Consider the following 18,638-nt stretch of genomic DNA (forward strand, 5'->3'; position numbering starts at 1 on the left):
GCTGGTTCACGGGTCGGTGAGTTCGGTGAGTCGGCGTTGGATGGTGGCGCGTTCGGTGGTGTTGCCGGCGAGGTCGAGGGCGGTGCGGTAGGCGGCGGCTGCTTCGGTGGTGCGGCCGAGTCGGCGGAGCAGGTCGGCGCGGGCGGCGGGGAGCAGGTGGTAGCCGGGTAGTTGGTCGGTGAGGTCGTCGAGGAGGGTGAGGCCGGCTTGGGGTCCGTCGCGCATGGCGATGGCGACGGCGCGGTTCAGGGCGACCAGTGGGGAGGGTTCGATCTGGTGGAGGACGTCGTAGAGCGCGACGATCTGGGGCCAGTCGGTGGTGTCGATGCCGGTGGCTTCGTCGTGCAGGGCGGCGATAGCGGCTTGGACGGCGTAGGGGCCGACGCCGGGTCCGGTGAGGGCGGGGATGACGAGGTGTTGTCCTTCGGTGATCAGGTCGGGGTCCCAGTGGGTGCGGTTCTGCTCTTCGAGCAGGATCTGGTTGCCGGCCGGGTCGGTGCGGGCGTTGCGGCGGGCGTCGGTGAGCAGGAGCAGGGCGAGTAGTCCAGTGACTTCGCGTTGGCGGGGCAGGAGCCGGTGCAGGATGCGGGCGAGGCGGATGGCTTCGTCGGCGAGGTCGGGGCGTTGCAGGTCGTGGCCGTAGCTGGCGGTGTGGCCCTCGGTGTAGACGAGGTAGATGACGCGCAGGACGCCGGGCAGGCGGGCGGGGAGTTCGTCGGTGGCGGGGACGCGGAACGGGATGCGCGCGCTGCGGATCTTGCGTTTGGCGCGGACGATGCGCTGGGCCATGGTCGGGGTGGGGACGAGGAAGGCGCGGGCGACCTCGGGGGTGGTGAGGCCGGCGAGGAAGCGCAGGGTGAGTGCGGTCTGGGCGTCGGGGGGCAGGGCGGGGTGGCAGCAGGTGAAGAAGAGTTGGAGGCGTTCGTCGGGGATGTCGTCGAAGCCGTCGGGGGTGGTGGTGGGGGTGGGTCGTTGACTGTCGAGGTGGAGTTCGGCGAGGCGTTGGGTGTGCAGGCGGTCGCGGCGGATCCGGTCGATGGCTTTGCGGCGTGCGGTGGTGAGCAGCCAGGCCAGGGGTTTGTCGGGGACGCCGTCGACGGGCCAGCGGTGCAGTGCGGTTTCGATGGCGTCGGAGGTGACCTCTTCGGCGAGGTCGAGGTCGCCGAGGCGGGCGGCGAGCAGGGCGAGCAGCCGGCCCCGGTCCTCGCGGAAGACCGCCTCGACGGAGCCGGCCGCTCGCTGGTCGCTCATGCCTGGCCGGGTCCCCAGATGGTGCGGACCTCGATGGTGCCGTGGCGGGCGCCGGGGCAGCGGGCGGCCCAGTCGAGGGCGGCGTCGAGGTCGGGGACGTCGATGAGGTAGTAGCCGCCGACGATTTCGCGGGTTTCGGCGTAGGGGCCGTCGGTGATGACGCGGTCGCCGTTGGCGCGTACGTGCAGGGTGGTGGCGTTGGTCAGGTCGAGGGCGTTGCTGTCGAGGCGGACGCCGGCGTCGGTGACGGCTTTCTCGTAGGCCATGAACTGGTCGGGGGTGGGTTCGCCGGGGGCGAGTTCGCCGGCGAGTTCGGGTGCCGGGGTGTGGATCAGCAGCAGGTATTTCACCGTGGGCTCCTCGGGTGATCGGTCGTTGTGTGGTCATGACGAACGGCCGGGGCGGGATTCGACAGGGTGGTCGCAGGTTTTTCGGCGGTGCGGCCGGCGGTCACCCATCGGTGCAGGGTGGTGCGGGCGGCGCCGGTGTCGACGGCGTTCACGCAGGCGGTGAGGGCGTCGGTGAGGGTGCGGTCGTCGACGGTGGTGAGCAGGGCGGCGGCGTTGAGCAGGACGATGTCGCGGATCGGGCCGGGCCGGCCGTCGAGCAGGGCGGTGAAGGTGGCGGCGTTGCCCGCGGGGGTGGTGCCGCGCAGGTCGGCGGGGGTGGCGCGGGGCAGGCCGAGGCCGGTCGGGTCGAGGACGGTGGTGGTGACGGTGCCGTTGCGGATCTTCCAGATGCGGCTGGTCGTGGTGGTGGTGAGTTTGTCGAGGCCGTCGTCGCCGTGCACGACGAGGGCGTGGGTGCCGCGGGCGGCGAGGACGTCGGCGATCAGGGGTGCGGTGCGGGGGTCGGCGACGCCGATGACCTGGTGTCGTGGGCGGGCGGGGTTGATCAGGGGGCCGAGGAGGTTGAAGACGGTGGGTACGCCGAGGTCGCGGCGGGCGCCGGCGGCGTGGCGGAGTCCGGGGTTGTAGCGGGGTGCGTGCAGGAAGGTGATGCCGGCTCGGGCGGCGACGCGGGCGGCGGCCGCGGGGCTCAGGTCGAGGGTGATGCCGAGGTGTTCGACGAGGTCGGCGGCGCCGGGGGTGGTGGAGGTGGCGGCGCGTCCGCCGTGTTTGACGACGGTGATGCCGGTGGCGGCGGCGATGACGGCGGCCATGGTGGAGATGTTGACGGCGCCGGTGCGGTCGCCGCCGGTGCCGGCGATGTCGGCGGTCGGGCCGGGGATGTCGACGGGTAGGGCGGCGGCGTGCAGGGCGTCGAGCAGGCCGGTGAGCTCGGTGGGGGTTTCGCCTTTGGTGCGCAGGGCGGTGGCGAACGCGGCGATCTGGACGGCGGTGAGGTCGCCGTTGACGATCCGGGTCATGGCCCAGGCGGCCTGGTCGCGGGTGAGGTCGTGGCGGTTCAGCAGGCGGGGCAGGATGTCGGTGGCCAGGGGCATGGTGGTGTCCTCGGGTGCGGGGCCGCGGTGACGAGGGCACAAAAATGGCCGCCTCGTCGAGGCGGCCGGTGGGTGCGCTGGCTGGGGCCGCCTAGGAGGCGGGCCACCAGAGGTTCGCGCTGGTCTTCACGGCTGGGACTGTAGCAGCCAGCCGGGGTCGCGGCCGGTGAGGGCGAGGAGTTCGTCGAAGGCGCCGGCGTCGGGTGGGCAGTGGACGGGGTCGCCGAAGGCGCCCATCTTCCGGCCGGTGTCGATCATGGTGTCGAGGAATTCGCGGACGGCGGGGATCAGGGTGGGGTCGACGTGGTAGTCCTGGCCGGTGCCGCGGGCGAGGTCCCAGCCGTGCACGACGAGGTCGCCGAGGACCATCTGGCCGACGGTGCGCTGGGGCAGGCCCATGCCGGGTGAGGTGCCGTCGAGGCTGTCGGGGTCGGACCAGGCGTCGACGAGGCGGCTGGTGTCGGCGGCGAACGCGGTGCGCCAGTCGCCGGTGAGCTGGTCGGGGCGCGGTGTCCAGTCGACGTCGTCGCGGCGGGCGAGGGCCTGGAAGTTGTGGACGACCTGGATGAGGTGGTTGAGCAGGTCCCGGACCCGGAATGCGGTGCAGGGCGTGGCCTGGTCGAGCTGGTCGTCGCGGACGGCGGCGACCAGACCGGCGACGGCGGCCGAGGCGGTGGCTAGCTTGTCGCTCATCTCTGTGGACACCCGGACAGGGTATGACAGGGTGCGGGCGGGTTTCGCGGTTCGCCACCCGGATGGTGGACGGCGGGGTGCAGCATTTCCGGGTTGCCGGCCGTTACCTGGGCATGATGACCGATCGGGCGGGGGAGCGGTATGCGCGATGCCTCCGCGTTTGACGAGTTCTATCGGGACACTTCGGTGCGGATGCTGCGGTACGGGTATGCGCTGACCGGCGAGCTGGCCGAGGCGCAGGACCTGGTTCAGGAGGCGTACACCAGGGCGTGGCAGCAGTGGCGGCGGGTGGTGGCGCATCCGGCGCCGGAGGCGTGGATCCGTCTGGTGATGGCGCGGCTGGCGACGGATCGGCATCGGCGGTTGTCGGGCTGGTGGCTGGCGTTGACCCGCAGTGGGCTGCCGGAGCCGGTGCGGCCGCCGGCGGAGGACGCGGTGGTGGTGACCGCGGCGTTGCGGCGGCTGCCGGTGCATCTGCGGCAGGCGCTGGCGTTGCATTACCTGTTCGATCTGCCGGTGGCGGTGATCGCGGCGGAGACCGGGGTCGCGGTCGGCACGGTCACGTCGTGGTTGCGGCGTGGCCGGGTGGAGATGGCCGTGTTGCTGACCGATCCGGTGAAGGAGGTTGCTGATGTCGAGTGAGTGGGATGAGGCGTTCGCGGCGCTGGCGCGGGATGCGGGGCGGGCGCGGCTGGCCGGGGCGGCGGAGGTGCGGCGGCGGGCCGGGCGGCGTTCGGCGGTGCGCGGGGCGGCCGGTGTGGTGGGGGTGGCGGTGCTGGTGGCCGGGGTGAGTGTCGGGGCGCGGCTGGTGCTGGCGGACGGGGAGCGGGGGTTGCCGGTGGCGCCGCCGTCGGTGTCGGCGACGGCGGTGCGGCCGTTGCCGACCTCGATTCCGGCGGTGGCGTTGCTGACCGCGGAGGACGCGCACGCGAAGCCCGGTGAGTTCGAGCGGCTGGGTGCGGCGTTGCCGCCGCCGGTGTTGTGTGATCGGGCGGACTATCCGAGTGAGAGTCAGGCGGCGGTGCGGGCGTCGGTGCGGACCGTGGCCCGGATGTCGTCGCATGCGGGGCTGGCGCCGGACGACGCGGTGGTGAACACGGTGTCGGTGTATCGGGGGGACGGGGCGGTGCGGTTCCTGGCCGAGGTGCGGGCGGCGGCGCAGGTGTGTGAGCGCTACCGGGTCGTCCGGTCGCCGGGGTACGGGGACGATTCGGTGGTGCTGGGGACCGTCAAGGGTGACGGGGACAGTATGCGCAAGACGTATCTGATCGTGGTGCGGGTGGGGGATGCGGTGACGCTGGTGGAGAGTGACGGGTATCTGCCGCTGGCGTCGTATCTGCCGACGGTGCAGTCGCTGGCGAAGAAGGCCGGGCAGCGGCTGGTGGCCTGGCGGCCCTGAATACGGCGCATCGCGGGTGGCGGCGGCACCCGCGATGCGGTCAGTGGGTGGGCCAGGCGTGGGTGACGTCGGCGTGGCGCATGCTCAGGGTTTCGCTGAGGTGGCGGAACCAGGCGGCGCACTCGGGGATGTCCATGATCGTGCGGGCGGATTCGTCGGCGTCGGTGCGGGTGCGCCACAGGATGATGTCGGTCCAGGTGCCGTCGTCGTTCTTGGTGAGGTAGGCGGCGAGGCAGGCCGGGTGGGCGGTGCGCAGGGCGGCGAGCATGGCAGGGCGTTCGGCCAGCAGGGCTTCTTCGGCGCCGTCGTGGATGCGGAAGGTGGCCAGTTCCATCGTTGTCATGATCGCCAAGTTAGCGCGGGCGGTGCTGACGGCGTACGGCGAAGGGGTTGTCGGTGTTGATCTGAAGTTGATCATCGGCGAGACGTTGATCACCTGGGGGCGGGGCGCCGGGGAATCGGGCTCGGCGCCATCACCGACCACACCAGCCACATCCTCGGCGCCCGGGCCGGCGGACAGGCAGGAGTGAATGTCGGCGGCCGGTTGTGCCGCTGCCACGGCGACGGTTAGTTTGTGGAGGCCATCTGCGGCGTCGTGAGGGAAACCGGTGAGATTCCGGTGCGGTCGCGCCACTGTGAACCGCCTCCGCCCGCGGGGTCGGTGAGTCAGGACGCTCACGTGTCCGCAGCCTGTACGACGGGACGCGTCATCCCGTAGGAGGTTGATATCGCCATGCCCAAGGCCCAGTCCGTTCGGCCGCTCGCCCTTCCGGTGGTCTCCCCGCGCCTGCTGCTCACCGCGGCCGGTGTCGTGGTGCTGCTGCTCGCCCTCGCCTACCTGGTCGCGTTCGACCAGGGCGCGTTGTCGCGCAGCGGCATGTACATGCACGAGCTGATGCACGACGGCCGGCACCTGCTGGGTGTGCCGTGCCACTGAGACTCAGCTTCGGGCGGCTGCTGATCGCCGGGTTGCTGGCCGGTCTGATCGCGGGGGTGCTCGCCGGTACGTTCGCGTACTTCGCCGGGGAGCCCCGCATCGACGCGGCGATCTCGATCGAGGAGCAGAACGCGCTCGCCCACGGCGAGGCCGGCGGCGGTGAGGAACTGGTCAGCCGGGACACGCAGAAACACGTCGGGCTGATCCTGGCGACCGGCCTGTACGGGATCGCGATGGGTGGTTTCCTCGCGACCGGCTACACGCTGCTGCGGCGGCGGCTGCGCACCGGCAGCGACACCCGGGCCGCGTTCGGGCTCGCCGGGGCCGCCCTGGTCGGGATCGTGCTGGTGCCGTTCCTGAAGTATCCGCCGAATCCGCCCGCGGTCGGTGACCCGGCCACGATCAACCAGCGGACGATCAGCTACCTGGCGGTACTGGCCCTCGGGCTGGTCGCGGTCTGGGCCGGGGTGCTGGCCGCCCGGACGCAGACGCACGAGTGGCGGCGGGCCACCGCCGGCCTGGCCGGGTTCCTGGTCGTGGTGACGGTCGCCTACCTGCTGCTGCCGACGGTCAACGAGGTTCCGGCCACGTTCCCGGCGGTGCTGCTGTGGAAGTTCCGGATCGCGTCGCTGGGCACCCAGGCCATCCTGTGGACGGTGCTCGGGCTGGCGTTCGCCGGCCTGCTCAGCCGGCTGGCGGGCAGTGCCGCGAACCCGGCGGTCACCGCGGACACCACCGTGACCGCCGACGCCTGACCCTTGATCCACCGCAACGCCGCGCGAGGGGACTCGCGCGGCGTTTTGCGCGTACATAGGGTGGGACGATGCCCCGGTTCACGAGCCTCGACGACCTGCTCGGCCACGACGAGCTGGGCACCAGTGACTGGCATCTGGTCGACCAGGACCGGATCGACGGGTTCGCCCGGATCACCGGTGATCACCAGTGGATCCACACCGACCCGGAACGCGCCGCCAAGGACGGCCCGTTCGGCTCGACGATCGCGCACGGCGCGCTGACCCTGTCGCTGTGCATGACGTTCCTGACCGAGGTGCTGCAGGTGGAGAGCGTCACGTTCGTCGTCAACGGCGGGTTCGACCGGGTCCGGTTCCAGAGCCCGGTGCGGTGCGGGGCCCGGCTGCGCGGCAAGGTCCGGCTGCTGGAGGCGCGGCGCCTCGGCGGCGGCGCCCGCCTGATCCTGCGGACGACCGCCGAGATCGAGGGCGAGCGCCGCCCGGCGTGTGTCGCCGACCAGATCCTGGCCCTCTACGAGTGAGCTATTCGGTGCGCAGCGCGGCCGCGGTGCTGGTCCGGGCCGCCCACCCGGCCGGCAGCAGCGCACCGGCCACCGCGATCAGCAGGCCGCCGGCGGCGAACAGCAGCAGCTGCCCGGGCCGGTAGACGTCCAGGACCGACGCCGGCAGCCGGAAACCGGCGGTGTCGCCCATCCGGGTCACGATGGCGCGTTGCAGCAGCACGCCCGCCGGGGTGCCGGCCAGGCCCCCGGCCACGCCGAGGACGACGACCGACGCGACGACCATCGCGATCGTCTGCCGCGGCGCCATCCCGAGCGCCTTGTGCACACCCAGGTCGTGGACGCGTTCGCGGGTCTCCAGGACGACGGTGTTGAGCACGCCGAGGGCGGCGACGACGATCAGCAGCACGGTCAGCAGGCCGGCCAGGGCGTTGATGGTCAGGATCAGGCTCGCGGTGCCGCGGTCGACCGGCATCGCCTGCACGCTCAGCGGCTGCAGGGCCACATTCAGGGCTTTCGCGTACGCGTCGACGTCGGTGCCCGCCGTCACGAGCACGTCGAACTGATCCGGTTCGACCGATCCCAGGGTGGCGGCGGCGGTGAGGATCTGCAGGCCGTCGTTCTCGGTGTCGAACACCTCCCCGGCGATCCGGGCGCTCACCGGCCGGCCCTCGAAGGTCAGCGTCACCGTGTCGCCGACCCGCTTGCCGGTCGCGGTCAGGAACGGGGTCGCGACCACGATCTGGCCCGGCCCGGTGTACCAGGACCCGGCGACCAGGCGATAGCCGTACGAGCACCGCTGCCCGCTGCCGGCCAGCGTCTCCAACTCGTCGGCGAGCCCGGTGACACCCACCCGCGTGCTCGCCACCGCGCAGGAGCCGGCCGTCCCGGGCTGCGCGGCGATCGTCGCGGCGATCGCGGCCGCGTCGAGGCCGCCCGCGGGCCGGTGCGGGCCGCCGATCACCTGCACGTCGCCGTGGTCGCCGGCGGCCTGGATCTCGGTGAGCGACGCGGCGAGCCCGGCCGCGAACGTGACCGCGGCCGCCCCGAACCCGATCGCCGCGACGATCGTCACCGAGCGGACCGGCCGGGCGAACGGGTGCGCCAGCCCCAGCGTCACCGGCCTGGGCAGCGGCAGCCGCCCGGTCAGCCGGGCCGCCCACCGGCCACGCCCCGGCGACGGGGTGCGGCCGGCGGCGAGCGCGTCGACGGTCCGCAGCCGGCCGGCCCGCGACGCGGCCACCCAGGCGGTCACCGCGACCAGGCCGAGGATCACGGCGAGCACGCCGCCGGCCGCCCACGGCGCGACGCCGGCATCGGTCGTACCGTAGATGTCGTTGGTCTTTGCCAGCAGGCTCCGGGCGAGCAGAGCGCCGGCGGCCAGCCCGAGGATCGCCCCGGCCGTGGCCGGGAGCAGCGCCTGGCTCAGGTAGGCCAGCACGACCTGCCGCGGGGTGAAGCCGAGCGCCTTGAGGATGCCGATGCGGCGGGTGCCGGCGCTGACCGCCCCGGCGACCACGGTGCCGACGATCAGCACCGCCATCACCAGGCCGAGGACCCCGAACGCGATCAGGAACGGCACGAACAGGGCGGTGTTGCCGGCCGCGGCCCGCCGGGTGTCCTGCCACGACCGGGCCGAGGTCAGCGTCCCGGCGGGGACACTCGCCGTGATCGCCGCGAGGCCGGCGTCGACCTGACCGCCGGGGAACCGGTACAGCATCTGGTAGCCGGCCGGGGCGCTGATCTGCCCGGGGACGACCCAGCCGCCGGCGGTCTCGCTGATCGACCGGGCCACCCCGACGATGGTCAGAGTCGGACTGCCGGGCAGGTCCGGCACCGTCCACGCGCGGCCGATCGCCCGGGAGTTGCCGCGGAACCGGCCGTCGCTGTTCAGGACGAGCTCGCCCGGCCGGCTCGCCCACCGCCCGTCGAGCAGGGTGAGCTCGTCGACCGGTCCGCCCGGATCGGCCCGGCCGACGACGGTGACCTGCGGCAACGGCTGGCCGTGGTCGTCGACCGGGTGGATTGCCGCGATCGGGAACGGCCCGGCCGCCGCGCTCGCCCCGCCGGTGTGTGCGGTCGCGGTGACCTGCGCGGAGCCGGCGGTGAACGCGGCGGTCAGGTGTGCGCCGTGCTGCTGCTCGAACGCCCGGTCGAACGGCGCGTCCGAGGCGACCAGCAGGGTCGCGCCGAGCACCGACGCGGTCACCGCGATCAGCACGACCAGCCCGACGACGACGGTCTGCGTCCGCCGGCGGCCCACGCCGGCGCGGACCACCCGGCCCAGCGCGCCCATCAGGCGACCTGCCCGTCGACCAGGCGGATCGTGCGGGTCGCGCAGGCCCGCGCCAGCCCCAGATCATGGGTGACCATGACGATCGTCTGCCCGCCGGCCCGCAACTCGTTCAGCAGATTGCGCACGTCCTGCCCCGACGCCGAGTCCAGGGCGCCGGTCGGCTCGTCGGCCAGCAGCAGCGCCGGCCGGTTCATCAGCGCCCGCGCCACCGCGACCCGCTGCCGCTCCCCGCCGGACAACCGGCCCGGATACGTGCCCGCGTGCCGGCCGACGCCGAGCACCTCCAGCAGTTCGGCGGCACGACGGCGGGCCGTGCCGCGCGGCATCCCGCCCAGCTGCGCCGGCAGCATCACGTTGTCGGCCACGGTCAGATCATCGAGCAGATGAAAAAACTGAAAGACCAGGCCGATTTTCGTACGGCGATAGCGCGCCGACCCGGCCTCGCCCAGTTCGTCGACGCGGACCCCGTCGACCGTCACGGTCCCGCCCGACGGCCGGTCCAGGCCGGCGACCAGGTTCAACAGGGTCGACTTGCCGCTGCCGGACGGGCCCAGGACCGCGACCGCCTCCCCGGCGGCGATGGTCAGCGACACGTCCCGCAGCGCCGGCGGCCCGTCGTCGTAGGCCCGGCTCACCCCACTCAGCTCGATCATGCCGTCGACGGTAGGAGCGCACCGGGGGCGGGCGCGTCATCACTTCTGTGTAGTCCTGCGGCGGATGCCACCGGCATGGACCGGCGCCGATAATGGCCCGGTGATGAACGGGTTGCTGCGCCGGTCCGGGAGCCTGCCCCCGCTGTCGTGGCGCGGCCAGGTCTTCGACGTGCTCCTGGCCGTGACACTGCTCGGGGCCGCGGTGCTGGCCGGCAGCGGCGACGCGCCGCAGCCGCAGCAGACGCCGCGGGTCGCCGGGCCGCTGTTCCCGCCGATCGAGCAGCATCAGAGCGGCTGGGTGCTGGTGCTGGTCGTGGTGCCGCTGTGCGTGCGGCGCCGCTACCCCCTGGCCGGGCTGGCGGCGGTGCTGGCGACGGCGCCGTTCGTGGCCGGCAACGACGCGGCGCTGCGGGTGTCGTTCTACGCGTGCGTGATCGCCGCGTACACGGCGGCGGTCTACAGCCCGTACCGGATCCCCGCGCTGGCCGGTCTCGGCGCCGGCGCGGTGCTGTACGCCGGGCTGCAGGACGGGGCGCCGACCGTGCCGCCCGAGGTGGTGCCGGTGCTGGTGCTGGGCGCGCTCGCGGTCGCCGCCGACGGGCTGCGCCGCTGGCGGCTGCGGGCCGGGCAGCGGGCGGTCGCGCTGCGGCACGCCGCCGAGCACGAACGGGCCCGGATCGCCCGGGAACTGCACGACGTCGTCACCCACCACGTCAGCATGATGATCATCCAGGCGGGGGCGGCCCGCAAAGTCCTCGACGGCGCCCCGGAACAGGCCCGGGAGGCGCTGCTCGCGATCGAGGCCGGCGGCCGGGCCGCGATGACCGAGCTGCGGCACGTGATGGGCCTGCTCGCCCCGGACGACACCGGCGACCTGGCCCCGCAGCCCGGCCTCGACCGGCTCGACGCGCTCGTCGACCGGCTCAGCGGCAGCGGCGTCCCGGTCACCCTGACCCGCACCGGACGGCCCCGGCCGATGCCCGCCGGGGTCGAACTGGCCGCCTACCGGGTGGTGCAGGAAGCGTTGACGAACACGGTCAAGCACGCCGCCGGGGCGAGCGCGGCCGTGGTCGTCGACTACGGCCCGGACCAGCTGCGGGTCCGGGTGACCGACACCGGCGGGGCGCCGCGCGGCCCGGCCGGCGCCGGCCGCGGCCTGATCGGGCTGCGGGAACGCCTCGCCGTCTACGGCGGCACGCTGCACAGCGGGCCACGGCCGGCCGGCGGCTACCGGGTCGACGCCCGGATCCCGGTGGAGGCGGCGTGACCGGGAACCCGCGGGTGGTGATCGCCGACGACCAGGCCCTGGTCCGGGCCGGATTCCGGATGATCCTGACCGCCGACGGCATCGACGTGGTCGCCGAGGCCGCCGACGGGGACGCGGCCGTGCGCGCGGTCGCCGCGACCGGCCCGGACGTGGTGCTGATGGACATCCGGATGCCCGAGCTCGACGGCCTCGAAGCGACCCGGCGGATCCTGACCGGCGCCCCCGGCGAACCCCGGGTGATCATGCTGACCACGTTCGACCTGGACCACTACGTGTACGCGGCGCTGACCGCCGGGGCCAGTGGCTTCCTGCTCAAGGACGTCACCCCGGAACACCTGGTGGCGGCGGTGCGCCTGGTCCGGGCCGGGGACGCGCTGCTGGCCCCGGCGATCACCCGGCGGCTGGTCGAACGGTTCGCGCACCGCGAGCCCGGCGGCGCGGACCGGGACCTGGCCGTGCTGACCCCGCGCGAACGGGAGGTCCTGCGGCTGCTCGCGCACGGCCTGAGCAACGCCGAGCTGGCCGCCCGGCTGCACCTGTCGGAGGCGACGGTGAAGACGCACGTGGCCCGGATCCTGGCGAAACTGCAGCTGCGCGACCGGGTCCAGGCGGTCGTGCTGGCCTACCGCACCGGGCTGGTCACCCCGGGCTAACCACCGGCGATCAGGGTGTCGCCGGGGACCGGGACGCACCGGCCGACCGGGCCGTCGGCCAGCCGGATCGCGGCCCTGGTGCTGCCCTTGTCGATCTGGACGGCGTAGACGAACGTCTGGCCCGGCCCGATGAACTCCGGGTGGACCTTGAAGTAGTGATCGGGTTCGGACAGGGTCGACCAGTCGACCAGCCCCAGTGGCATCCGCTGCGGCGGCACGAAGTCGGCGCGCGGGGCCTGGCAGACGGTGCGGGCCGGCAGGAAGTCGACGACGGCCCGGACCCCGAACGACGCGATGCGCCGCTGCAGGCCGGCGGCGTCGGTGTACTGGCGGATGGTGATCCGGATCGAGCCGTCCGGGTCGCGTTGCACCGCGTACGCGGGCGTGGTGCGCAGCAGCGGCACGGTGACCGCGGACGCGGCGGCCACCAGGACCGCCGCGGCGGCCAGCGCCAGGGTGCGGCGCCGCGGGGTGACCGCGGGCGGCGGGGGCGGGCCGGTCAGCCGGTCCAGGTGCTCCTGCCGAGCGGCCAGCGGGCGCAGCGCGGTGAGCAGGCGGTCCTCGAACGTCTCAGGCGTACTCATGGGTGGTGCCTCCCAGCGGGATGTCGTCGGTGAGCAGCTCGCGCAGCCGGTGGCGGGCCCGGTGCAGGCGGACCCGGGCGGCGATCGGGGACATGCCGAGCGCGGCCGCGGCGTCGGCGACCGGCAGGCCGTCGACGGCGACGAGCTCGAGCAGGCGGCGGGTGCCGTCCGGGATCGCGGACAGGGCCCGGTAGACGCGCCGGGCGGACGCCTCGGCGTCGATGCGTTCCTCGATGCGGGCCACGTCGGCCGGATCGAGCAGCCGCCGGCCGGCGACCCGGCGGGTCGCGGTGGTCTCCCGGCGGGCCCGGCGGTGCTCGGCGGCGACCACGTGGTGGGCGACCCCGTACAGCCAGGCGGTGCGGCTGCCCCGGTCGGGGCGGTAGGTGTGCGCGGACTCGATCACGGCGACGAACACGTCCGCGGTCAGGTCCGCGGCCAGGTGCGGGTCGTCGACGCGGCGGGCGACGAAGCGGGTGACCGGCCCGATGTGCTGCCGGTAGAACGCCTCGAACGGGTCGTCCACGGGGCCTCCTTCGATGTCTTCACACCACTACTTGGGCCGGGCGGCCCGTGGTGTTACATCGACGTCAGCCAGGCCCGGGTGGCTCGCGGGGAGCGCAGCAGCACGACCGGGGGCATCGCCGGGTCGTGGCGCCACGCCCGCATCCGCGCCCGTTTGCGGGGGAACGAGCGGAACTGCTGCACGACGATCGAGTCGCGGGTGAACAGTGCGCGCAGCGACTCGGTGTTGCCGTTGCAGATCTCGGTGCGGCGCACCGCGCTGGTCAGGCTGCGCCGCAGCAACCGGAACAGGCACAACAGGCGCGGATAGTCGAGGCAGACGATCAGGTCGGCGCGGGCCGTCGGCACGTCGATCCAGGACAGGTAGGCGCTGTCGAGCACCCACGCGTCGCCGGCGCAGATCGCCGCGATCCGCTGCCGCTGCACCGCGGTGGGGACCTCGACCCAGCCCGGTTCCCAGGTCAGGTCGTCGACGGCGTGCCAGGGCAGGCCGGTCCGCTGCCCGATCCGGCGGGCGAGGGTGGTCTTGCCGGAGCCGGTCACCCCGTACACAAGAATGCGTTTGATGGTCGTCGCCTTCCGTGCCGCGCGGCCGCGACCGCGCCCGGAAGATCATCTCGCGATCCTCCGGGCACCGCGGTCAGGGATTCAGGAACCGGCGCAGCTCGGTGATGAACGCGGTCGGCTGCTCGGTGTGGACGTGATGGCCGGCGGTGACCGACGCGAGGATCGCGCCGGGGATGCGGGCGGCGGCGTCGGCGAGCAGCTCGTGCGGGACCGGGCTCTCCGCCCCGCTGATGATCAGGGTCGGGACGGACAGCCCGGACAGCGCCTGCCACCAGGCCGGATCCGGATCGTTGAGCTGGGCGCGGATCGCGTTGACCGCGGCGAAGTCGAACCCGGTCGGCTCGGCGGGCTGCCGCAACGGCGGGCGGGGCATCGAACCGGGACGCGGCACGCTGCTGTCCTCCAGCACCAGATGCGTGACCCGTTCCGGCGCGGCCAGCGCCAGCAGGGTGGCGACCACCCCGCCCATCGAATGGCCGACCAGCACACACCGGTCGATGCCGGTGGCGTCGAGGAAGGCGAGCACGTCGTCGCGCATCAGCTCGAACGAGTACTTGCCCGGGCGGGAACTGTCGCCGTGACCGCGCAGGTCCAGGGCGTAGACGTAGTGGGTCTCGATCAGGTCGGGCAGGACGGTCGCCCAGTCGGTGCGGTTGTCGCCGAGGCCGTGCAACAGCACCATCGGCGGGTTGCCGGGATCGCCGGCGGTCTGGTAGGCGACGGTTACCCCATTGACATCCAGTCGCGTCGTCATGGCCGGAATGTAGCCGATCCGCGCCGTCCATCCGGTCCCGGTCGCCCGAACGCGGGTAGGCAGCCGACCGGAGACTCAGGCCAGCAGCGCCCCGCCGTCGACGGTCAGGATCGTGCCGGTCGTGAACGGCTGCCCGATCAGGTACAGGTAGGCGGCGGCCACGTCGCCGACCTCACCGACCCGGCCCAGCGGCACCGCCGCGCCCGCCCGGGCGAAGAAGTCGCCGGTGTCGGCACCCCACATCGGGGAGCGGGTCACGCCCGGTTTGACGGCGTTGACCCGGATCGGGGCGAGCTCCACCGCCAGCGCCCGGGTCAGCGCGTCGACGGCGCCGCAGACGCTCGCCGCGACCGACCAGCCCGGGGTCGGCCGGTCCGCGGCGGTCCCGGTGGTCAGGGTGATCGAGGCGCCCGGCCGCAGCCACGGCAGCGCGGCACGGACGGCGGCGAGCGCCCCGAGATAGCGCAGCCCGAAGAACTCCCGGGCCACCACCGGATCGAACGCGGTCACCGGCATCAGCGACAACGGGCCGCCCGCGGTGTAGACGAGATGGTCGAACGGGCCGATCCGGTCGAACAGGTCCGCCGGCGGACCCGCCAGGTCGGCGGTCAGCCCGGTCACGCCGAGCCGGGCGGCCGCGTCCCGGACCCGCCGCTCGTCGCGGGACACCACGACGACCTCGGCGCCCTGATCGACGGCGGCTCGCGCGGTCGCGTACCCGATGCCGGAGGTTCCGCCGAGCACGACCACTCGCTGTTTCGCAATGTTCATGCCGACAACGGTGCGGCCGGCGGCGGGTCCGCGTCCAAGACCTGTCCGGTCGCCTGTAATACCCTGAGGGCATCGACGTCGACCTGCGCAAACTGCGCTACTTCGTGGCGGTCGCCCGGCACCTGCACTTCGGGCGGGCCGCCGCCGCGCTGCACATCGCGCAGCCGGTGCTGTCCCGGCAGATCCGCGCCCTGGAGACCGAGCTGCGCGCGGAACTGTTCCGGCGCGACAAACGCTCCACCGAGCTGACCGACGCCGGCCGGCAACTGCTCACCGACGCGGAACCGCTGCTGGCCGCCGCCGACGCGCTGCGCCGCCGGGTCGCCCGGGCGGCCGGCGGCACCGACCGGTTCGTGGTCGCCTTCATGCCCGGGCTGACCGTCACCGACGCCGTGCGCGCCCTGCGCGACCGGCACCCCGGCCTGGTCGTCGACGTGCTGCGGACCGGCTGGCACGACCAGGTCGACGTCCTGCACGACGGGCGGGCCGACGTGAGCCTGCTGCGGCTGCCGGCCGACCAGCGCGGGCTGACCGTACGGCCGGTGCTGACCGAGCCGCGCGTGGTGGCGCTGCCGGCCGGGCACCGGCTCGCCGGCAAGGAATCGGTGCGGATCGCCGACCTGGCCGCCGAACGGCTGCTGCAGGACCCGGCCGCGGTCCCGGAATGGCGCGACGTGGCGACGGTGGCCGCCGCGCCGGTGCCGGCCGCGGCCGTGGAGGAGAAGCTCGAGCACGTGGCCGCCGGGCGCGGGGTGGTCGTGCTGCCGCTGTCGACCGCCGCGTTCTACACCCGGCCGGACGTCACCTACGCCCGGGTCGACGACATCGCGGACAACCAGGTGTGCGTGGCGTGGGTCGCCGCGCGCCGGGATCCGCTGCTCACCGAGTTCGCCGCCCTCGCCGCGGATCAGCCCGCCCGCCAGCCGGCCGGGTCGACACCGCCGGGGATCGGCGCCGCCGGGTCGTAGGGCTGGCGGGTGAAGACGAACGACCCCAGATCGAGGTGGCTGACCGCGCCCGCCGCGTCGCGCACCACCCGCAGCCGCTCCCCGGCGAAGTAGCCGTTGAGCCCCACCCAGCCGCCGTCCCCGGCCGGCCGCAGCCGGGTGCCGCGCCCACCGGCGGGCAGCGAGGTCAGGCTCAGGAAACCGTCGGCCAGCGGCCGCAGCACAAACGGCGCCGGCCCCCAGTACCACGGCCCGGCCAGCTCCAGGACCCGCGGATCCACCGCCGGCAGCGGCCGCCACGGCGCCGGGATCCGCGGCTCCCGCTCAGCGACCGTCTTGACCAGGTCGGCGGCGATCCACGCGACGGCCGGGCCGGACGTCGCGTTGGCCAGCACGACCGCGCCCACGGCGTCGTCGGCGCTGATCCACACGGTGGCGAGGAAACCGGGCATCGACCCGGTGTGCCCGGACAGCAGCCGCCCGTCGCGGCGCAGCAGCTGCGTGCCGAGCCCGTACCCGGTGTCCCAGGTGGCGGCCTCCGGCGGACTCGCCGGCTCCCGCATCCGCACCAGGCTGTCGCGGGACAGGATCCGCTCGTCGCCGTCGATCAGGAACGCCGTGAACCGGGCCAGGTCCGCCGCCGTCGACCACAGCTGCCCGGCCGGCGCCATCGCGCCGGCGTCCACGGCGGGCTCCGGCAGCAGCACGTCCGCCCACGGGTGCACCGCCCAGCCCGAGGCGTGCGGCGCGACCGGCAGCAGCGTGGTCCGGGTCATCCCGAGCGGCGCCAGCACCCGCGCGTGCAGCACCTCGGCCCAGGCCTGGCCGTGGATCCGTTCCACCAGGGCGCCGAGCAGCGCGAACCCGGGATTGGAGTAGTGGTGGCGCGTGCCGGCCGGGAGGACCTGCGGGTCGTCGCCCAGGACGTCGGCCAGGCCGGGGCGCAGCGTTCCCGGGGTGCGCTCCCACCACGGGCCGGGGGTCTCGGCGGCCAGCCCGGCGGTGTGCGCGAGCAGGCCGCCGATCGTGGCCCGGCCCGCGGCGGTGCCGGGCAGGTGCGTGTCCAGGGGGTCGGTGAGGGCGAGCCGGCCCTCGTCGTGCAGGCGCAGCACCAGCACGGCCAGGAACATCTTGGTGATCGAGCCGATCCGGTACTGGACGTCACCGTCGGGCACGGCGCCGTCGTCGACCGTGCCGCGACCGCCGATCCACGCGGGGCGGCCGTCGCGGACCACCGCGGCGACCATCGACGGGGCCCGGCCGTCGACCTGGCCGGTGGCGAGCCGGTGCAGCAGGGCGCGGCGGGTCTCGGGCAGCAGCTCTTCGGCGATCGATGGCATGCCCGCCAACCTACCGATTCAGAGCACGACCTCCGCCCGCTCGCCGGTGAAGCCGCGCAGGCTCCGGCTGCTCGCCGCCACCGCCGCGGTCAGCAGCAACCCGCCCCCGATGCACAGCAGAGCGCCCGCCCCGCCCAGCGTCGCCGCCAGGAAGCCGCCCAGGATCGGGCCCAGCGGCGCCAGCGACCGCCCCACCACGGTCAGCACCGCGTCCATCCGGCCCAGCATCTCCTCCGGCACCAGCCGGGTGACCACCGCGTTCATCACCACGTTGATCGCCGGCGTCGACAGCGAGATGCAGACGAACGGGATCATCGGCCACCACTTGCCGAACGGCAACGTCTCCAGCGCCACCGCGCCGCCGAAGATGGTCACGATGGCCAGCAGCAGTTTGCCCGGCGGCAGCAGCGCCCCGGTCCGGTTCGAGATCAGCGCCCCGACCAGTCCGCCGATCCCGGAGGCGGCCAGCACGGCGCCGGTGACCACACTGTTGCCGCCGCGCTCACCGACCAGCACGATCAGCGGCAGGATGGCCGCGCCGCCCAGCAGATTCAGCATCATCACCGCGCCGGACACGTCGCGCAGGCCGCGCTGCTGCCAGAACCAGCGGAAGGCCGCGCCGAGCTCACGGCCCATGCTCGGCCGGACCGGCGCCGGGTCGCCGGCCGGTACGGCGGCGATCGCCGGGCGGCGCGGCACCCGGGCGGCCACCGTGCACACCGCGGAGACCAGGACCGTCACCGCGTCCACGACGAACGGGACGGCGTGGCCGAGCCCGAACAGCAGGCCCCCGGCCGGCGGCCCGGCGAGCCAGGCGGCATGCGTGCGCGCCTCCTCCTGCGCGTACGCCGCGCGCAGCTGCTCCGGCGGCACCACACCCCGGACCGCGATCGACCGGGCCGGCCCGATGAACGCCGTGCACACCCCGTCGACGACCGCGAGCAGCAGGAACATCCACAGCAGCGGGTGCCCGGCGGCGACCAGCGCGGCCAGCGCCGCGGCGGCGCCGGCCTGCACCAGCTGGCCGGTGACCAGGGTGCGCCGCCGATCCCAGCGGTCGACCCACACCCCGGCGGGCATCTGCGCCAGCACCGTCGCGGCGGTGCGCGCGCCGGCCACCAGGCCAGCCGACAGCGGGGAGCCGGTGACGGCCAGCACCAGCAGCGGCATCGCGAGCCGGGTCAGCTGCGAACCGAACTCGGAGGTGGCGCTGCCGATCCAGAGGAGTTGGAACTTGGTGTTCTTCCGCAACGGCGGCGGTTCGGTCATCACAATTTTCCGTCGTCGTCGTTCCTGGGTGTGCGC

General features: G+C 74.1%; 22 protein-coding genes and 1 riboswitch. Of the genes, 8 read left to right on the forward strand and 14 right to left on the reverse strand.

Annotated elements, in window-relative coordinates; all coding sequences use genetic code 11:
• Positions 1-6: 6 nt before the first annotated feature.
• The 4 genes from L3i22_RS26725 to L3i22_RS26740 all read right to left on the reverse strand — a co-directional run bounded on the left by L3i22_RS26725 (position 7) and on the right by L3i22_RS26740 (position 3,400).
• Positions 7-1,251 carry an RNA polymerase sigma factor gene (locus tag L3i22_RS26725; protein ID WP_221329685.1) on the reverse strand — a complete coding sequence of 415 codons (1,245 nt, stop codon included), beginning with the start codon at positions 1,249-1,251 and terminating at the stop codon, positions 7-9.
• Positions 1,248-1,601, reverse strand: a complete 354-nt coding sequence (locus L3i22_RS26730) for a YciI family protein (protein WP_221329686.1) — start codon at positions 1,599-1,601, stop codon at positions 1,248-1,250. The genes L3i22_RS26725 and L3i22_RS26730 overlap by 4 nt, the downstream gene beginning before the upstream one ends.
• Entirely contained in the window at positions 1,598-2,695 is a 1,098-nt protein-coding gene (trpD, locus tag L3i22_RS26735) for an anthranilate phosphoribosyltransferase (RefSeq protein WP_221329687.1), read from the reverse strand. Before trpD ends, L3i22_RS26730 begins: the two co-directional genes overlap by 4 nt.
• A gap of 126 nt (positions 2,696-2,821) precedes the next feature.
• On the reverse strand, positions 2,822-3,400 hold the full coding sequence (locus L3i22_RS26740) for a TIGR03086 family metal-binding protein (RefSeq protein ID WP_255658625.1): 579 nt from the start codon (positions 3,398-3,400) through the stop codon (positions 2,822-2,824).
• 129 nt (positions 3,401-3,529) lie between these two features.
• Here L3i22_RS26740 and L3i22_RS26745 point away from each other — a divergent pair, with 129 nt between their 5' ends.
• Positions 3,530-4,030, forward strand: a complete 501-nt coding sequence (locus L3i22_RS26745) for a sigma-70 family RNA polymerase sigma factor (RefSeq protein ID WP_221329688.1) — start codon at positions 3,530-3,532, stop codon at positions 4,028-4,030.
• Positions 4,020-4,787, forward strand: a complete 768-nt coding sequence (locus tag L3i22_RS26750; protein ID WP_221329689.1) for a hypothetical protein — start codon at positions 4,020-4,022, stop codon at positions 4,785-4,787. Before L3i22_RS26745 ends, L3i22_RS26750 begins: the two co-directional genes overlap by 11 nt.
• A gap of 40 nt (positions 4,788-4,827) precedes the next feature.
• Here the strand turns inward: L3i22_RS26750 and L3i22_RS26755 are convergent, their stop codons facing one another.
• A complete protein-coding gene (locus tag L3i22_RS26755) occupies positions 4,828-5,346 on the reverse strand; it encodes a hypothetical protein (protein ID WP_221329690.1) in 519 nt (172 codons plus the stop codon).
• A gap of 41 nt (positions 5,347-5,387) precedes the next feature.
• Positions 5,388-5,462: riboswitch (cobalamin riboswitch) on the forward strand.
• A gap of 58 nt (positions 5,463-5,520) precedes the next feature.
• Here L3i22_RS26755 and L3i22_RS26760 point away from each other — a divergent pair.
• The 3 genes from L3i22_RS26760 to L3i22_RS26770 all read left to right on the forward strand — a co-directional run bounded on the left by L3i22_RS26760 (position 5,521) and on the right by L3i22_RS26770 (position 6,997).
• Positions 5,521-5,724, forward strand: coding sequence for a CbtB-domain containing protein (locus L3i22_RS26760; RefSeq protein ID WP_221329691.1), 204 nt, complete (start codon positions 5,521-5,523; stop codon positions 5,722-5,724).
• Positions 5,715-6,479, forward strand: a complete 765-nt coding sequence (locus L3i22_RS26765) for a CbtA family protein (RefSeq protein ID WP_221329692.1) — start codon at positions 5,715-5,717, stop codon at positions 6,477-6,479. Before L3i22_RS26760 ends, L3i22_RS26765 begins: the two co-directional genes overlap by 10 nt.
• Before the next feature lie 68 nt (positions 6,480-6,547).
• On the forward strand, positions 6,548-6,997 hold the full coding sequence (locus L3i22_RS26770; RefSeq protein ID WP_221329693.1) for a MaoC family dehydratase: 450 nt from the start codon (positions 6,548-6,550) through the stop codon (positions 6,995-6,997).
• Between the two features lies 1 nt (position 6,998).
• On the opposite strand, the gene L3i22_RS26775 is transcribed toward L3i22_RS26770, so the two are convergent.
• Positions 6,999-9,272: an FtsX-like permease family protein gene (locus L3i22_RS26775; protein ID WP_221329694.1), complete on the reverse strand. Its 2,274-nt coding sequence runs from the start codon at positions 9,270-9,272 to the stop codon at positions 6,999-7,001.
• Positions 9,272-9,925 (reverse strand): ABC transporter ATP-binding protein, encoded by a 654-nt coding sequence (locus tag L3i22_RS26780; protein WP_221329695.1) that lies wholly within the window; start codon positions 9,923-9,925, stop codon positions 9,272-9,274. Before L3i22_RS26780 ends, L3i22_RS26775 begins: the two co-directional genes overlap by 1 nt.
• Before the next feature lie 103 nt (positions 9,926-10,028).
• On the opposite strand from L3i22_RS26780, the gene L3i22_RS26785 reads away from it, so the two are divergent.
• Both L3i22_RS26785 and L3i22_RS26790 read left to right on the forward strand, forming a co-directional pair.
• Positions 10,029-11,192, forward strand: a complete 1,164-nt coding sequence (locus L3i22_RS26785) for a sensor histidine kinase (RefSeq protein ID WP_255658714.1) — start codon at positions 10,029-10,031, stop codon at positions 11,190-11,192.
• Positions 11,189-11,845 carry a response regulator transcription factor gene (locus L3i22_RS26790; RefSeq protein ID WP_221329697.1) on the forward strand — a complete coding sequence of 219 codons (657 nt, stop codon included), beginning with the start codon at positions 11,189-11,191 and terminating at the stop codon, positions 11,843-11,845. Before L3i22_RS26785 ends, L3i22_RS26790 begins: the two co-directional genes overlap by 4 nt.
• Here L3i22_RS26790 and L3i22_RS26795 read toward each other — a convergent pair.
• The 5 genes from L3i22_RS26795 to L3i22_RS26815 form a co-directional block, all read right to left on the reverse strand.
• Entirely contained in the window at positions 11,842-12,429 is a 588-nt protein-coding gene (locus L3i22_RS26795; protein WP_221329698.1) for a hypothetical protein, read from the reverse strand. The two genes, L3i22_RS26790 and L3i22_RS26795, sit on opposite strands and share 4 nt — an antisense overlap.
• Complete coding sequence (locus L3i22_RS26800; protein WP_255658626.1) at positions 12,416-12,955, reverse strand: RNA polymerase sigma factor; 540 nt, start codon at positions 12,953-12,955, stop codon at positions 12,416-12,418. Before L3i22_RS26800 ends, L3i22_RS26795 begins: the two co-directional genes overlap by 14 nt.
• Positions 12,956-13,008: 53 nt before the next feature.
• Positions 13,009-13,497: an adenylate kinase gene (locus L3i22_RS26805; RefSeq protein WP_255658627.1), complete on the reverse strand. Its 489-nt coding sequence runs from the start codon at positions 13,495-13,497 to the stop codon at positions 13,009-13,011.
• 97 nt (positions 13,498-13,594) lie between these two features.
• The gene (locus tag L3i22_RS26810; RefSeq protein ID WP_221329699.1) at positions 13,595-14,275 is read right to left on the reverse strand and encodes an alpha/beta fold hydrolase; all 681 of its coding nucleotides are present in this window, start codon (positions 14,273-14,275) and stop codon (positions 13,595-13,597) included.
• Between the two features lie 75 nt (positions 14,276-14,350).
• A complete protein-coding gene (locus L3i22_RS26815; protein WP_221329700.1) occupies positions 14,351-15,046 on the reverse strand; it encodes an SDR family oxidoreductase in 696 nt (231 codons plus the stop codon).
• A gap of 92 nt (positions 15,047-15,138) precedes the next feature.
• Between L3i22_RS26815 and L3i22_RS26820 the strand changes: the two genes are divergently transcribed.
• Positions 15,139-16,014, forward strand: a complete 876-nt coding sequence (locus tag L3i22_RS26820; protein ID WP_255658716.1) for a LysR family transcriptional regulator — start codon at positions 15,139-15,141, stop codon at positions 16,012-16,014.
• Here L3i22_RS26820 and L3i22_RS26825 read toward each other — a convergent pair.
• Together L3i22_RS26825 and L3i22_RS26830 are read right to left on the reverse strand one after the other, a co-directional pair.
• Positions 15,954-17,333, reverse strand: coding sequence for a serine hydrolase (locus L3i22_RS26825; RefSeq protein ID WP_221329701.1), 1,380 nt, complete (start codon positions 17,331-17,333; stop codon positions 15,954-15,956). The genes L3i22_RS26820 and L3i22_RS26825 overlap by 61 nt on opposite strands.
• Positions 17,334-17,351: 18 nt before the next feature.
• A complete protein-coding gene (locus L3i22_RS26830; RefSeq protein ID WP_221329702.1) occupies positions 17,352-18,602 on the reverse strand; it encodes an MFS transporter in 1,251 nt (416 codons plus the stop codon).
• Positions 18,603-18,638 lie beyond the last annotated feature (36 nt).

Origin of the sequence: Actinoplanes sp. L3-i22 (genome assembly GCF_019704555.1) — a bacterium.
GTDB lineage: Bacteria > Actinomycetota > Actinomycetes > Mycobacteriales > Micromonosporaceae > Actinoplanes.

What these genes read in the sequence shown, in the direction of transcription:
- L3i22_RS26815 (WP_221329700.1), bottom strand. Translation starts at nt 15,046, where the DNA reads ATGAACATTGCGAAACAGCGAGTGGTCGTGCTCGGCGGAACCTCCGGC.
- L3i22_RS26795 (WP_221329698.1), bottom strand. Translation starts at nt 12,429, where the DNA reads ATGAGTACGCCTGAGACGTTCGAGGACCGCCTGCTCACCGCGCTGCGC.
- L3i22_RS26780 (WP_221329695.1), bottom strand. Translation starts at nt 9,925, where the DNA reads ATGATCGAGCTGAGTGGGGTGAGCCGGGCCTACGACGACGGGCCGCCG.
- L3i22_RS26750 (WP_221329689.1), top strand. Translation starts at nt 4,020, where the DNA reads ATGTCGAGTGAGTGGGATGAGGCGTTCGCGGCGCTGGCGCGGGATGCG.
- L3i22_RS26785 (WP_255658714.1), top strand. Translation starts at nt 10,029, where the DNA reads ATGAACGGGTTGCTGCGCCGGTCCGGGAGCCTGCCCCCGCTGTCGTGG.
- L3i22_RS26830 (WP_221329702.1), bottom strand. Translation starts at nt 18,602, where the DNA reads ATGACCGAACCGCCGCCGTTGCGGAAGAACACCAAGTTCCAACTCCTC.
- L3i22_RS26810 (WP_221329699.1), bottom strand. Translation starts at nt 14,275, where the DNA reads ATGACGACGCGACTGGATGTCAATGGGGTAACCGTCGCCTACCAGACC.
- L3i22_RS26760 (WP_221329691.1), top strand. Translation starts at nt 5,521, where the DNA reads ATGCCCAAGGCCCAGTCCGTTCGGCCGCTCGCCCTTCCGGTGGTCTCC.
- L3i22_RS26825 (WP_221329701.1), bottom strand. Translation starts at nt 17,333, where the DNA reads ATGCCATCGATCGCCGAAGAGCTGCTGCCCGAGACCCGCCGCGCCCTG.
- L3i22_RS26725 (WP_221329685.1), bottom strand. Translation starts at nt 1,251, where the DNA reads ATGAGCGACCAGCGAGCGGCCGGCTCCGTCGAGGCGGTCTTCCGCGAG.
- L3i22_RS26775 (WP_221329694.1), bottom strand. Translation starts at nt 9,272, where the DNA reads ATGGGCGCGCTGGGCCGGGTGGTCCGCGCCGGCGTGGGCCGCCGGCGG.
- L3i22_RS26770 (WP_221329693.1), top strand. Translation starts at nt 6,548, where the DNA reads ATGCCCCGGTTCACGAGCCTCGACGACCTGCTCGGCCACGACGAGCTG.
- L3i22_RS26745 (WP_221329688.1), top strand. Translation starts at nt 3,530, where the DNA reads ATGCGCGATGCCTCCGCGTTTGACGAGTTCTATCGGGACACTTCGGTG.
- trpD (WP_221329687.1), bottom strand. Translation starts at nt 2,695, where the DNA reads ATGCCCCTGGCCACCGACATCCTGCCCCGCCTGCTGAACCGCCACGAC.